This window comes from Bacillus salacetis (assembly GCF_049177075.1).
Taxonomy (GTDB): domain Bacteria; phylum Bacillota; class Bacilli; order Bacillales; family Bacillaceae_B; genus Rossellomorea; species Rossellomorea salacetis_A.
The window spans coordinates 2,887,915-2,901,513 of sequence record NZ_CP185377.1; the positions used below are offsets into that span (position 1 = coordinate 2,887,915).

General features: G+C 42.4%; 14 protein-coding genes. 1 reads left to right on the plus strand and 13 read right to left on the minus strand.

What is annotated here, in order from left to right; translation table 11 throughout:
* Positions 1-198 precede the first annotated feature (198 nt).
* The 12 genes from ACOJQI_RS15170 to ACOJQI_RS15225 form a co-directional block, all read right to left on the minus strand.
* Positions 199-1,971: an ATP-binding protein gene (locus ACOJQI_RS15170; protein ID WP_421379331.1), complete on the minus strand. Its 1,773-nt coding sequence runs from the start codon at positions 1,969-1,971 to the stop codon at positions 199-201.
* A complete protein-coding gene (locus tag ACOJQI_RS15175) occupies positions 1,968-2,684 on the minus strand; it encodes a response regulator transcription factor (RefSeq protein ID WP_006836712.1) in 717 nt (238 codons plus the stop codon). The genes ACOJQI_RS15170 and ACOJQI_RS15175 overlap by 4 nt, the downstream gene beginning before the upstream one ends.
* A gap of 167 nt (positions 2,685-2,851) precedes the next feature.
* Positions 2,852-4,027: a c-type cytochrome biogenesis protein CcsB gene (gene ccsB, locus ACOJQI_RS15180; protein WP_421385481.1), complete on the minus strand. Its 1,176-nt coding sequence runs from the start codon at positions 4,025-4,027 to the stop codon at positions 2,852-2,854.
* 98 nt (positions 4,028-4,125) lie between these two features.
* Positions 4,126-5,757, minus strand: coding sequence for a cytochrome c biogenesis protein ResB (gene resB, locus ACOJQI_RS15185; RefSeq protein ID WP_421379334.1), 1,632 nt, complete (start codon positions 5,755-5,757; stop codon positions 4,126-4,128).
* A 58-nt stretch (positions 5,758-5,815) separates the two neighbouring features.
* Entirely contained in the window at positions 5,816-6,349 is a 534-nt protein-coding gene (resA, locus tag ACOJQI_RS15190; protein ID WP_421379336.1) for a thiol-disulfide oxidoreductase ResA, read from the minus strand.
* Between the two features lie 174 nt (positions 6,350-6,523).
* Positions 6,524-7,255 carry a 23S rRNA pseudouridine(2605) synthase RluB gene (gene rluB / locus ACOJQI_RS15195; protein ID WP_421379339.1) on the minus strand — a complete coding sequence of 244 codons (732 nt, stop codon included), beginning with the start codon at positions 7,253-7,255 and terminating at the stop codon, positions 6,524-6,526.
* 761 nt (positions 7,256-8,016) lie between these two features.
* Positions 8,017-8,547 carry a spore maturation protein gene (locus tag ACOJQI_RS15200; RefSeq protein WP_421379341.1) on the minus strand — a complete coding sequence of 177 codons (531 nt, stop codon included), beginning with the start codon at positions 8,545-8,547 and terminating at the stop codon, positions 8,017-8,019.
* A gap of 1 nt (position 8,548) precedes the next feature.
* Positions 8,549-9,142, minus strand: coding sequence for a nucleoside recognition domain-containing protein (locus ACOJQI_RS15205; protein ID WP_421379343.1), 594 nt, complete (start codon positions 9,140-9,142; stop codon positions 8,549-8,551).
* Complete coding sequence (locus ACOJQI_RS15210) at positions 9,135-10,289, minus strand: D-alanyl-D-alanine carboxypeptidase family protein (protein ID WP_421379345.1); 1,155 nt, start codon at positions 10,287-10,289, stop codon at positions 9,135-9,137. Before ACOJQI_RS15210 ends, ACOJQI_RS15205 begins: the two co-directional genes overlap by 8 nt.
* 171 nt (positions 10,290-10,460) lie before the next feature.
* A complete protein-coding gene (locus ACOJQI_RS15215; protein WP_421379347.1) occupies positions 10,461-10,952 on the minus strand; it encodes a YpuI family protein in 492 nt (163 codons plus the stop codon).
* Between the two features lie 200 nt (positions 10,953-11,152).
* Positions 11,153-11,746, minus strand: coding sequence for an SMC-Scp complex subunit ScpB (gene scpB / locus ACOJQI_RS15220; RefSeq protein ID WP_421385482.1), 594 nt, complete (start codon positions 11,744-11,746; stop codon positions 11,153-11,155).
* On the minus strand, positions 11,733-12,494 hold the full coding sequence (locus ACOJQI_RS15225; protein WP_421379349.1) for a segregation/condensation protein A: 762 nt from the start codon (positions 12,492-12,494) through the stop codon (positions 11,733-11,735). The genes scpB and ACOJQI_RS15225 overlap by 14 nt, the downstream gene beginning before the upstream one ends.
* A gap of 149 nt (positions 12,495-12,643) precedes the next feature.
* On the opposite strand from ACOJQI_RS15225, the gene ACOJQI_RS15230 reads away from it, so the two are divergent.
* Entirely contained in the window at positions 12,644-13,153 is a 510-nt protein-coding gene (locus ACOJQI_RS15230; protein WP_421379351.1) for a DUF309 domain-containing protein, read from the plus strand.
* Positions 13,154-13,213: 60 nt separating this feature from the next.
* Here ACOJQI_RS15230 and ACOJQI_RS15235 read toward each other — a convergent pair whose 3' ends face one another.
* On the minus strand, positions 13,214-13,579 hold the full coding sequence (locus tag ACOJQI_RS15235) for a GNAT family N-acetyltransferase (protein WP_421379353.1): 366 nt from the start codon (positions 13,577-13,579) through the stop codon (positions 13,214-13,216).
* Positions 13,580-13,599: the final 20 nt, after the last annotated feature.

A 13,599-nucleotide genomic window follows, 5' to 3' on the forward strand; every position in this document is an offset into this window, starting at 1 on the left:
ATTATTAATTATTTGAAAAAGGAAGTTCATTTTGGTAACAAACTGAAATTGTTAGAGTAAAGGAAGACGAAAATCGATTGAATGAAAAAACGCCCAGAGCTGTCTGGGCGTTTCACAGTATATAAATGTTTCGCGTGTAACAAGATTAATCGTCACCAATCTCCAGGATTGGACGTGTTCGGGAGATAATTTTGACGATTATTGAGGAAGGAAGAAAGAGAACGTCGTCCCCTGGTCCAACTTGCTGTGGACACTGATCTGCCCATTGTGGGCCTCAATGATGTTTTTGGCAATCGCCAAACCAAGGCCTGTTCCCGATTTCCCACGGGTTCTTGCCTTATCAGCCTTATAAAATCGTTCAAAAACGAAAGGAAGATCTTCTTCTGGAATACCGGAGCCTGAATCACTGACTTCTACCAGTATACCGCTCTTCGAAGGCTTATAATTCACCGATACACTCCCCGTTTCAGGAGTATGCCTCAATGCATTATCAATTAAATTCGTCAATACCTGTTCTAGACGATCCGGATCGATAAATAACTGTTGATTGCTCTTTTCGGACTTATTGCCGAGGTAATTTAAACTTATATTTTTTTCCTTGGCGATTCCCTGGAACTTATTCGTCACACGTTCAAGAAACCGGGAAACATCAGTCATTTCCTTGTTTAATGTAATATGGCCCGCTTCCATCCGGGCAAGGTCAAGCAAGTCATTCACAAGGCGGCCCATCCGAAGGGATTCATCATAAATGATTTTGGCGATTTCCTTTTTCTCCTCTTCTGATGCGGCAATATCATCTATGATCGCCTCGCTGTATCCCTGAAGCATTGCTATAGGGGTGCGCAGCTCATGCGAGACGTTTGCGATGAAGTCTTTTCTCAATTTATCGAGACGCCTCTCTTCCGTCATATCCCTGACAACCGCAACAGCACCTCTGACATATTCTTCATTATAAAGCGGACTTACGATCACGACATAAGAACGTCCCTGAAGGCTCACTTCACCTGTTTGTTCATTTTCAAGGAGGATTACCTGCTCAAGAAGCTCTTTAAGCGTAGTTGGAATGGCTTCCTGCTCATTCCCCTCCTGTTCATAGTACCATTGCTGCAAAAACCGTTCGGCAGGAGGATTTGTAATCAAGATGGTTCCATCCCTGTTAAAAGTGATAACCCCATCAGCCATACTGCTTAGTATGCTTGACAGCTGCTCTTTCTCCTGGCTGAGTGCATGCAGGTTGAAATTCAATTGTTTCCCCATTTGATTGAAGGCAGTTGCCAGTTCACCGATTTCATCATGTGTAAGGATCGGCACCTTTGTATCAAACCTTCCTCTTGCGACTTCGAATGCAGCCTCACGCATTTTTCTTAGCGGTGCCGTGATTCGGGTAGATAAGAAGAAAGCAAAGATGGTCGTCAGAATGATGGCAATTCCTGCTGCAAGCAAAATCAGCCGGGTAGTCTGCCTTGTCGTTTCTTTTATTTCCTCCAAGGATTGAAATATCAGGACGGCACCCGTCTCATTTCCAATTTGTACAGGGGCTCCCACAACAACGATATTTTCATATAGATTTGAAACAGATTCACCATTTAAATGGAGCTCCTTGACGAATGGCTGCTCTTTTTGAAATACAGCGGTAACTTCTTTTTCATCCAGAATTTCCTGAATAAGGAGTTGATGTTCTGCTGTAATATCGTCCGCATAATACAACTTATTTCTATTTTCAGCGATAATCAAATTGTGGGGATCATCTACTATTTCTTTTGAGATCTGCAGCCCCATACTTAGATCGTCATGATTTTCTACAACTGAGGCTATCTTTTCGGCTGTATCGGACAGATCATTTTCAACCTGCTCTAAATGGTAGTTTTGAAAAAACTCAAGCTGTAAAATTGTCAGAATGAAAAGAACGAATGCTACAAGGAACAGTATGGTGATCCATAGTTTACCTACAACGCTGCGCCAAAGCCTCATTCATTATTAACCTCAAATTTATAGCCAACGCCCCAAACCGTGACAATCATTTTCGCTGCCTGTTCCGAAACTTTATTCAACTTTTCCCGCAGCCTCTTTACATGAGTGTCTACAGTTCGTAAATCACCGAAGAAGTCATAATGCCACACCTCTTTTAACAGATGTTCACGGTCAAAGACTTTATCTGGAGCCTTGGATAAGAAATAAAGAAGCTCATACTCTTTTGGTGTAAGATTCACATCTTTCCCATCAGCCGTCACTCTGTGTGCATCATTATCGATTGTCAGATGAGGATAGACTATCATATCCTTTGCCTTTGTATCGGTATGTATATAACTTGTTTTAGATGATCTTCTCAACAGCGCTTTGACTCTTAACACCACTTCTCTCGGAGAAAACGGTTTCACGATATAGTCATCTGTTCCTACTTCAAAACCTTGAACCCGGTTGGCTTCCTCACCTTTTGCTGTCAGCATGATTACAGGAGTCGACTTTTTCTGGCGAAGCTCTTTACAAACTTCTATCCCATCCATACCCGGCATCATAAGATCCAGCAGAATGCAGTCATATTCATTATTCAATGCCAGTTCAAGGGCACTTTCTCCATCTTCCGCTTCTTCTATAACATAGTTCTCCCTTTCCAGGTACATCCTTAACAGTTTCCTGATTCGATCTTCATCGTCAACTATCAATACTTTTACGTCCTGATCCATGTTTATCCCCCTTTAAATATGAGTACTCTTCACTACTTCCTATTTTAATAGAAAAAAGCCTCCACTAAAAGCGGAGGGAATAATATTGCTGCATCTTTTTCAGGAAGCAGCATAAAATATGAACTGCTTTCCTGAAGAAAATCCTTTTACGCTTATCTGGCTACTGATTATGCATAAGAGTGCAGGCCTGCAATAATCAAGTTAACAGCGACAAGGTTGAACATAATAATGATAAACCCTACGACTGCCAACCAGGCTGACTTTTCACCATGCCACCCTTTTGAGAGGCGGAAATGCAGAAATGCCGCATAGAATAAAAATGTAATAAGCGCCCATACTTCTTTAGGATCCCAGCCCCAGAAACGGCTCCAGGCAATCTGTGCCCATATCATGGCAAAGATCAGCCCGCCTAATGTGAAAACAGGGAAACCGATTAACACGGAACGATACCCGATTTCGTCCATCAGGTCCAGGTTTACATTTTTCATGTATTTTTGGATCCATAGACTGATTTTCTTTCTTGCTAATAAGCGCAGGATCCAGTAAATACCGGTTCCGACTATAAATGACCAAAGCACTGTATTCAATTTGCGTGCATTAATGAATGCTGGCACTTCGACAGCTGGATCCAGCTTGTCTGCTGTCAGCAATTCTCCTTCATTCGGAGCGACAAGAGCAGGCATTTTATATTCTTCGACCGCTTCCTGACCTGCCTGGTTTACGTATTGGAATTCCGCGTTGTAGTCCATTAGCGTGAATGTCGTTGACGAGGCTATGAATCCTACTACTACAACCAGTCCATACATGACACTTTCAAGCCAGAAAGATTGTTTCTTTTCCTGTTGGTGGTTCACTTTTTTCAAAAGGTATATCAAGCCTGCCACGAAACTGATAGCTAAGATTGCTTCTCCTGCAGAGACAGTCGTAACATGGATCTTCAGCCAGTCACTTTGCAATGCAGGGATAAGCGGGCTTACCTCTCTTGGGAACATACTTGCATAGGCAATGACCAAAAGCGCGATCGGCAATGCGAATAGCCCCAATATTGTTGATTGATATAAGAAGTAGATGATGATGAATGCTCCCACAAGCATCATCCCAAAGAATGTTGTAAATTCGAACAAGTTACTTACTGGAGCATGTCCAGCTGCAGCCCAACGGGTGAAAAAGTATCCGAGCTGGGCAGCGAACCCGATTAATGTAAGCCCCATACCAATCTTACCCCAGCGGTTTACACCTTCCCGCTCTTTGTTTTTATCACGAATGGATCCGCCGAAGAAGAGCGTTGCGATAAGGTAAAGAATAAAGGCAATATATAGTAGATTACTGCTCCATTGTGCCAAATCCGTCACAGGGAAATCCTCCTTTTACAAATGACTTCCGGTGAGAGAGGCTGAATGCTCCTGGTCTCTCACCATCCGACATGTTCATTATCCATCATTTAAGCTTCTTTTACATCTTTTTGCTGCTGATCTTCCGGTTCATTAATGCCGGTACCTTCCAGCACAAACTGAATTTCCTTCTTTAAACCGTGCCAGTTTTTATTCGTGTGTCCGGCAACAATCAAACTGCCGTCAGATTTTCTGACCCATATCCTTCTATGATTCCAATAGGCGCCTTGGACAACTCCTATCATGAAGATAGCTCCGCCTATTCCGATCACCCACAGGGTCAGGTCCTTTCTTACTGTTAAGGCTGAGACATCCCTGGTGTCCAAACCAGCAAAATTCATTTTATAAACATTCTCGCCTAATGGCTCAAGGTTTTGCTGAATCCCTACGAAGCTGATTTCACCATCTGGTTTTTCAGGTGAAAACATCTTAAAGAGAAAAGCTGGATTATTTGGAAGCGGGGATTTCGTTTGTGGTTCCCCTTTTTCATCAAATCCCGAGAAGTCAGGGTAGTATCCCATCAACTCTACCTTTCTTCCATCCTCCAATTCATACATTTCCTTTGGATCAAAAAGGTCGACAGTGAACTTGCCAAACTCTTCATTGGTTGATTTATTAGAGAGAATAAATGACATTGCTTTAAACTCATCTAACTGATAACTCGTCTGATAGACTGCATAGGAACCGAATTTCAGCGGCTCATTAACCTTAATGGCTTCTTCTTTTTCTTCTTTCATTTCAGCCTTTTCACCAGGGACATCCGATTCTTCCGCACGGTAAAGGATTGCATCAGTCTGATAATTTTTGGCTATGACGCCATTTTTATCAATAGCTTCACCGAAAACTTCTTTATCACTTTCTTTATCGTATGTTTCAAGGGTGAACTCTTTGTTTTCCAGGTAGTATTCTTTATCAGTACCCGGGATGGCTCTGGTTTCCCCTTCTCTTATCCACAGGACTTCATCTACATACATGCCTGGTACAAATCGAAGCATTGCACCGATTAAGAAGATGATCAATCCTACATGGTTGACGTAAGGACCCCATCTTGAGAATCTGCCTTTTTCTGCAAGTAGATTTCCGTCTTCTTCACGGACATTGTATCGTTTCGCTTCCATCTGCTTCTTAACTTCCTGCATTGTTTCATCAGGATTTTCCATTTCTGTCCGGCCATAGAGCCTCTGCCTTTTAAGAAATCCTTCGTGCCTTGATACCTTTTGCTTTTTCAACGCTCTGTAAAGCGGAATCACCCTGTCGAGACTGCAGATGACAAGGGATATCCCTATAGAGGCTATCATCAGCAGGAACCACCATGAACCATACATATCATGGAAGCCGAGAGTGTAATAGAGATCTCCGAACCAGCCGTACACTTCCCCGTAATATTCTTCCGGGGGCATTGTGTTCGGAATATACATTTCCTGAGGCAGGATCGTTCCGACTGCAGAAGCAATCAGCGTAATCAAAATCAGCCAGATTCCCACTTTTACAGATGAAAAGAAATTCCAGACTTTATCAATAATTGATTTATTATAGGTTTGTGAACGACGCGCACTTCCTTCGTATCTCATATCATGGAGCTTGTCTTTTTTTGCTTCTTCTGTCAAAGCCCTTCCACACGATTCACAAAGGATCGTTCCATGTGGATTTACATGCCCACATTCACATTTAATTTCCTTCATGCTAAAACTCCTCATTCTTCAGGCCGGCATTTTTTTATCTAATAGTTCCGGCCCCCTGTTAATTAGGTTTGATGCTTTCCATATGCTGTTTAATGTCTGCCTCTGTCATTTCTCCTGTGAGGATCTTTTCAATCTTGCCCTCAGCATTGACCAGGAGTGTAGTAGGCAAAGGCTTAATGCCGTAAGCATTTTGCACATCCCTTTCTGAGTCTATTACAACAGGGAAGGTCAGATTATGCTCTTCAATGAATTTATTCACTTGAAAATCTGATTCACCTACATTAACCGCTAAGACTTGAACACCTTCATCTTTGAAGGCCTGATACTGATTCTCCATGTAAGGCATCTCTTTTTCACAAGGCTTGCACCAAGTGCCCCAGAAGTTAAGGAATACTCCTTGGCCTTTGTAGTCCGATAAACGGTGGCTGTTCCCTTCCATATCACGAAGTACAAAATCAGGTGCCTGATCACCAGCCTGCAATACTCCCCTGTCATCCTTCGTGAAATTCGCATATAAGGTATATATGACTGCTGCAGCCAGCACAATCAAGATAATTGTCCGGATAAGCAAGCGGCGCTTCTTTTTATCCATCTTCCATTTTGCCTCCTTGCATATAACAGTTTTTGCTGCAAACGAAAGGGGACAATGTGATTGTCCCTTTTGTCTGTGTTTATATATTCCCATCTATTATAGCATTTTTGTTTTTTCTTCTTGAAGATGATTATGAAGGAAGTGTGACACTTTTCCTCAAAAAACGCGGATGGCTTATAAAAGATTCCCTGTTTCTGCGAGCGCTCTTAACTGCTTCACTTCATGAGGAGTGAGTTCCCTTGATTCCCCTGCATTCAAACCATGCAAGTCCAGGAATGCAAACCTTTCACGCTTCAGTTTTTGCACCTGGTGGCCGATCGCTTCGAACATTCTTTTTACTTGTCTGTTCCTGCCTTCATGGATGGTGATTTCAACAATGGACTTGTCCTGCTTTTTCTCGATTTTCAGGACCTTAACTTTTGCAGGGGCTGTTTTTCCATCCTCAAGCATGATACCTTTTTCAAGTTCCTTCAGCTTGAATTTCGGAGGTATTCCTTTCAATCTTGCCACATACGTCTTATCGATATTGTAGCGCGGGTGTGTCAGGAGGTTGGCGAATTCTCCGTCGTTTGTCAGAAGAATCAAGCCGGAAGTATCATAGTCGAGTCTTCCAACAGGGTAAATCCTCTCTGGAATATGAGGGAAGAAGTCAGTCACGACTTTACGGTCCTTGTCATCTGTGACAGCTGAAATCACTCCTCTTGGCTTATAAAGGAGATAGTATACTTTGTTTTCTCTTTCAATCTGGACACCATTTACTTCAATCTTATCCGTTCCCGACACTTTTGTTCCTAATTCTTTTTCTGTTTTTCCATTTACTTTTACTTTTCCTTCTAAAATCAGCTCTTCCGCTTTTCTTCTTGATGCCACACCTGCATGGGCAATGACTTTTTGTAGACGTTCCATTCAATTTTCACCTCTTAAGTTAATGCGTGTTATGATGGTTTCCGCTCCAGGCGCACGACTCCGCGGGGCTCGCGGTGAGCCTCCTCGGCTACGCCTGCGGGGTCTCACCTGTCGAGCTAATCCCGCAGGAGATCGTACACCTTCCGCTCCAACCTACACCTTTTCCATTCGAATATAATTTATATTGGAATTATTTCATTCGTAAAATCTTTCGGTTGAAATTCTTTCACAAGTTGAATTATTACATATAAGCATTAAAATGCAAAGGGATTGTCCTTTATTAGTATTGGTAATGCCGGGGTTTTTTAAAAGGGGTCTCAATGAAAAGAAAGAGCCGGGGCGGGCCCCGGCTCTTGGTAGGATTTGTTTATTTAGATTTGGGTGTTATGGGAAACGCTTTCTATGTCAGGATTTCTGCTGGAAACATACCACTACACCGAGGAACTTTTTTTATAATGGCATGTTTCTCACGTAATCTTACCACTACAAACAAGGACTGGGTTTTTAATGGTATGTTTCTCTACTAATCATACCAATATACTCAAGGTCTTCGTTTGTAATGGTACGTTTCTCCCCTAATCGTACCACTACACTCAAGGACTTCGTTTGTAATGGTACGTTCCCGCCGTAATCGTACCACTACTCCCAAAGACTCCTTTTCTAATGGCACGTTTCTACCTTAATCTTACCACTACTCCCAAAGACTCCTTTTCTAATGGCACGTTTCCACAGCAAGCCTAGGTACTCTGGTTGAATAGTTTTCAGGAAAACATTAATGTCACGATGACGATGGCAGCTACTATACCGATGAGGTCTGCGAGCAGCCCGACTTTCAAGGCATCGCCCATTTTTTTGATGCCGACTGCCCCGAAGTATACGGTTAACACATAAAAGGTCGTGTCGGTACTTCCTTGCAAAACGGAAGCCAATCTTCCAATAAAGGAATCAGGGCCGTGCGTTGCAAGTAAATCGCTTACCATTCCAAGAGCGGCGGTTCCTGAAATCGGCCTGATGATCGCCAACGGGACTATGTCTGCGGGGATGCCGACTGCATTCAACATCGGCTCCATCAATGAAACGAAGTACTCCAAAGCGCCAGATGCCCTAAAGACCGTAATCGCGACAAGCATCCCGATCAGGAACGGGATAATTGAAACAGCGATTTTGATCCCCTCTTTGCCCCCATCGACAAAACTTTCATATGTGGGGACTTTTTTGTATGTTCCATATAAAAGAATGACTCCAATAAGCATCGGAATCAGCCAAAGCGAAATAGTCGATATTATCTGCATATCACTTCACTCCATTGCGGATTCTTCTGTGATAAAAATAACGGTCAATCATGATTGCCCCAATTGTGGAAAGAAAGGTGGCAACAAGAGTTGGCCCTACGATCTCCGTTGGTGAGGCTGATTCATAGTTCATCCTGATGGCTATGACTGTTGTGGGAATTATCGTCAAACTAGAAGTGTTTATAGCCAAAAAGGTGATCATTGAGCGGCTGGCATAATCCCTGCCTCCATTTAACTCTTTGAGCTGTTCCATTGCCTTGATTCCAAGGGGGGTGGCAGCATTTCCGAGGCCGAACATGTTCGCCATCATATTGGATAGAATATATCCCATGGCAGGGTGGTCGGCAGGGACTTCCGGAAATAACCTTTTAACAATCGGGCGGAATAAATAGGACAGCTTATCCAATAGCCCCGAATCCTGGGCGATCCGCATGATCCCAAGCCAAAATACTAAGATACTGACGAGCCCGATACAAAGTGTGACCGCTTCATTGGCGGATTGAAAAATCGCTTCATTCACTTCTTGCATCTTCCCATTTACGGCAGCAAAGATCAGGCCGATAATTGTCATGCCCACCCAAATATAGTTAACCATCCGTTTTCACTCCAAGGACAGAAATGAAGGATTGTTTCCAAAACATCCACCAGCTTTTCTTCTCCTTCACTTTCTCTTGACTGTAGAAAATCGGCACTGCATCCGTTTCTTCTTCATTCAAGTAAATCACAGCTTTCCCGACAACATCAGGGACCTTCCCGTCTTTCCAGGAACTGTCCGGCTTCATAAGTTTATATTCAACCCGCACGCTGTCTTCCTCTTCTTTCTGTATTGCCAGCAATACATCCCTTTTGGTATACACTTTGTTTTTATAAAAGTCATCCTTGATACCCTTAATTTTCCCTTCTGATAAAGCGATTACGGTATCAAAGTTCTTGAACCCGTATTCAAACATCTGGATATGATCGTCCCAGTCATCCGGTCCATTAAGGGTAACCGCGATCAGGTTCTGCTCCCCTTTTGTCGCTGTGGTGACCAATGTTCTTTTTGCCCTTTTTGTGTAGCCTGTCTTCCCTCCTGTACAGTACTTATACAATTCGGTTAGGAGGCGGTTCTTATTCTTCCATTTCCTGTCCCACTCATGTTCAGGGTCTGGAGATTTGTGGACTTTTGTCCCGGCGACCTCCCTGTATTTTTCATTCTGCATAGCATATCTTGTCAATATCGCCATGTCATAGGCTGTTGAGTAATGATTCTCATGATCATCTAATCCATGAGGGTTTTCAAAGTGGGAATTGGTCATCCCTATTTCTTCGGCTTTTTTATTCATTAGGTAGACAAAGCCTTCCAAGCTGCCCCCTACATGCTCGGCAATAGCTACAGCCGAGTCATTCCCTGACCGGAGCATCAACCCAAAAACCAGGTCCTCCAGCTTGATTTTTTCACCCGGCTTCAGATAAATCGAAGAACCCTCTGCTCTTACAGCGTTGTTGCTGACTTCCACTGTTTCATCCAGCTTGCCCGATTCAATCGCCAAGATAGCTGTCATGATTTTTGTGATACTGGCAATTCTGCTTTGTGTATGCGCATCTTTCTCATACAGAACCCTTCCTGTATCCTGATCTATGACAATCGCCCTTTGCGCACTGACTGAAGGCGCAGCTTCGGCTGTTCCGTTTAGTGAAGAAAAAATTAATGAAAGGATAAAAACCGCACATATGTAGGCCTGCACTCTCCCCTTCTTCATACACATCTACTCCCTTTCCTTGTCCAAAGGTGTTTGTACAAGTCTATGCTCGGCAGGAGGAATTATGATTCAAAACCGGTTTTCAATTACCCTCTACATCCACTGAGGTCAGCATTTTTCTGGACAAAAAAAACAGCAAGTGACAAGTGCACTTGCTGCTTCCTTGCAAGATTAACCACGGGACTGGGTGATTTTCGTGCGGAAATCAGTTTCATAGTATTCAAGTTCTTCCCGAATTTGCTGGAAGTCACTTTCTGCAGCCGCCATCAGTTTCACTATGCTTGCAGGCAATTCCTGGCGGAACATGATCGAGTTCTTGCCGGTATAGGCTGACCGGCTGTTTTCATACCATAAATCGTATCGCGGAGAGAAGAATTCCTCTATACACTGGTGATAGATTTTATAGAGTGTTTTCTCTGCAGCTCCTTTAATAAAGGGGACATTTTGCAGGACCACATGACAAGAATCCAGGCCTTCTTCACAATAAACAAGCAGCCTTCTCATATTCGAAAGAACACCTTCATAATAAGCTCTATCACCATTCTTTTCTTGAAGGAGCTTATCAATCGTAATATTGTTCAGATAGGATTCAAGGTTTGTAACTGTCTTTTCAAGGAATGTATGTACTTCTTCAACTTGTGATTTGACGATAGGGTTACTCATAGGATCCCTCCATATCATTTCAATTGGTTTTTATTAAACTGCGTTACTTTCTTCCCTTATCATTTTTATGATGCTAAATAATTTCAATTCCTGTAACGAAAACAAATTTTGAACTTTCAGAAAACAATTGTTAGAGAAAAAGCTGATCAGGAGGAAAACAGCCTCTCCATTGATCAGCTTGTATTTATATTACCATAAAGTCAGGACTGTGAATCCAATGTTTCCTGAAATTTTTCAAAAAACAAATCGGCATCCTCCGACATGAAGTCTTCATCAATATTATCAGGCAGCGGGGGAAGTTCGCTTATATCCTTCAGGCCGAAATAATCGAGAAATTCTTTAGTAGTTCCATAAAGAATAGCCCTTCCGGTTCCTTCGGCTCTTCCGACCGCTTTAACCAAGCCTTTAGAAGCAAGTGTGCTTAGAGGCCTCTCGGTTTTGACACCTCTGATTTCCTCGATGTCCACTCTCGTAATCGGCTGTTTATAAGCGACAATTGCAAGGGTCTCGAGGGCAGCCTGTGAAAGAGAGTTGACATTCGGGGATTCAACAAGCTTTTTCAAGTAGGGGGCATGCTCTTTTTTGGTGACAAGCTGGTAGGTCCCCGCCAGTTCGATAAGCGTGATTCCCCTGCTTTCATCCCTGTCGTATTCATTAAAGAGTCCCTTAATTATTTCCAGCGCCTGATGCTCTTCAGCTTCTAAAACTGCGCAGACTTGTTTAAGAGAAAGCCCTTCATCCCCTGCAGCGAATAGCAAGCTTTCCAGTATGCCTTTCCAATTAATGATTTCCAACAAGTTCTGCCTCCTCTGCTGATTGAACAGTAAAGTCGTCAAAGTTTTGTTCCTGCCTGACAACGATCTGCTTTCTTTTCATAAGTTCCAGGACAGCCAGGAATGTCACCACGATATGTTCCCTGTCTTCATAAGGGAACAAAGAAAAGAATCTTTGTTTCTTTCGTGACCCTTTAAGATGGACCAGAATTTCATCCATTCTTTTTTCGATCGGAATTTCCTGCCTCGAGATTTTGGTTGTAACTGGTTTTTGCAATTTCTTTCTGCGCAGCAATTTATTAAAAGCTCCAAGCATATCGTAAATCGTCACATCGTGGTCCAGCTGCCCTGTAACTTTCTCATCTGCATACTGAGAGAGATCACTTGGCGGTTTTGTGTACATTTGACCTCTTTCTTCTTCCCTGCTCTTCAACTCTTCAGCCGCTTCTTTGTATTTTTTATATTCAATCAAGCGATCAACCAGTTCATCACGTGGATCTTCTTCTATTTCAAAATTTTCTTCATCTTCTATTTCCTCATGTTTGGGAAGGAGCATCTTGCTTTTGATTGCAAGTAAAGTTGCTGCCATTACCAGGTATTCACTTGCTACATCAAGCTCCAACCTTTTCATCGTATGTATATAAAACAAGTACTGCTCTGTGATCTGTGCCATTGGAATGTCATAAATATCAATTTCCAATGAATGAATCAGATGCAAAAGGAGATCTAAGGGACCTTCAAAGGCATCGATTTTCACATTATATTCCATAATATCACCAATTCTTTTTGAATACGCATTTTTAGACTATCTATTAGTATAGTAGATTATCGGGCATTCTCCAATAGTAAATTTAGGTTTAGGTTTTCTTCCTCAGGGATGCATGTGATAAAATCATCTGAAGAAAGGGGGAAACTCCTATGGGTTATCCAAAAGAGTATCTTGATTTCCTTATTCATTTCCATTGTGACAGGGACTATTTTGAATGCCATGAAGTCCTGGAAGAATATTGGAAGGAAACTGATCCCGGCAACAGAAGTTCCATCTGGGTCGGTCTTATACAAATGGCTGTCGGCTTTTATCATTTCCGCAGGAACAATAGACAGGGAGCTTCGAGAATACTGAACAAGGGAATGGAGATCCTTAAACAGCATCCGGAGTCATTAAGGAATCTAGGAATCGATTCTGATAAGCTATTGGCGATCCTTAAGGATACATTGGTCAATATCCGTTCCGGTAAGGATTATCAAAGTGTCGGCCTTCCCCTGACAGATGAGTTGAAACGGATTGTAGATGCGGAATGCAGTAAGATTGGAAGACAAGCAGTCATCCCCCCTTCAATTATTCACCGCCATACCATGCGGGATCGTACAGAAGTAATCAGGATGAGGGAAGAGGCACTACTTTTGAAGCAAAAACAAAAAGACTGACCATTTTCGTCAGTCTTTTACTATTTAAGACTTTATTCAAGAATTCATAAAACGCCGATATTATACTTCCTGATCTTTATTATTATCCAAATGGCATTTTTCAAAAAATGCAGCGGTATGTTCGTTCGGCTTTAATACCTTATTGGAATAGATGTCACTTAAGGTTCTAAGCATTGCTTTTCCTATCCCCTCATGCCGGTGCGAAGGATTGACCGATATATGTCTTACTTCAATTGCTTCTTCGCCAACAACGACACCTATCAAGCCGACAATATCTTCATCTTTCCACAGAAATAACTGCCAGTCATCTTCCTGCTCATAATTCAGCATCGTCTGCTGCAGCTTTTTCAAATCCTTTTCCTGCGGCATAAAAGACAGCAACCCCATAGCAATTTTCTCAAAAGCTTTTTTGTAACGTATAAGCATAAAAGACCCCTCGTTATAAT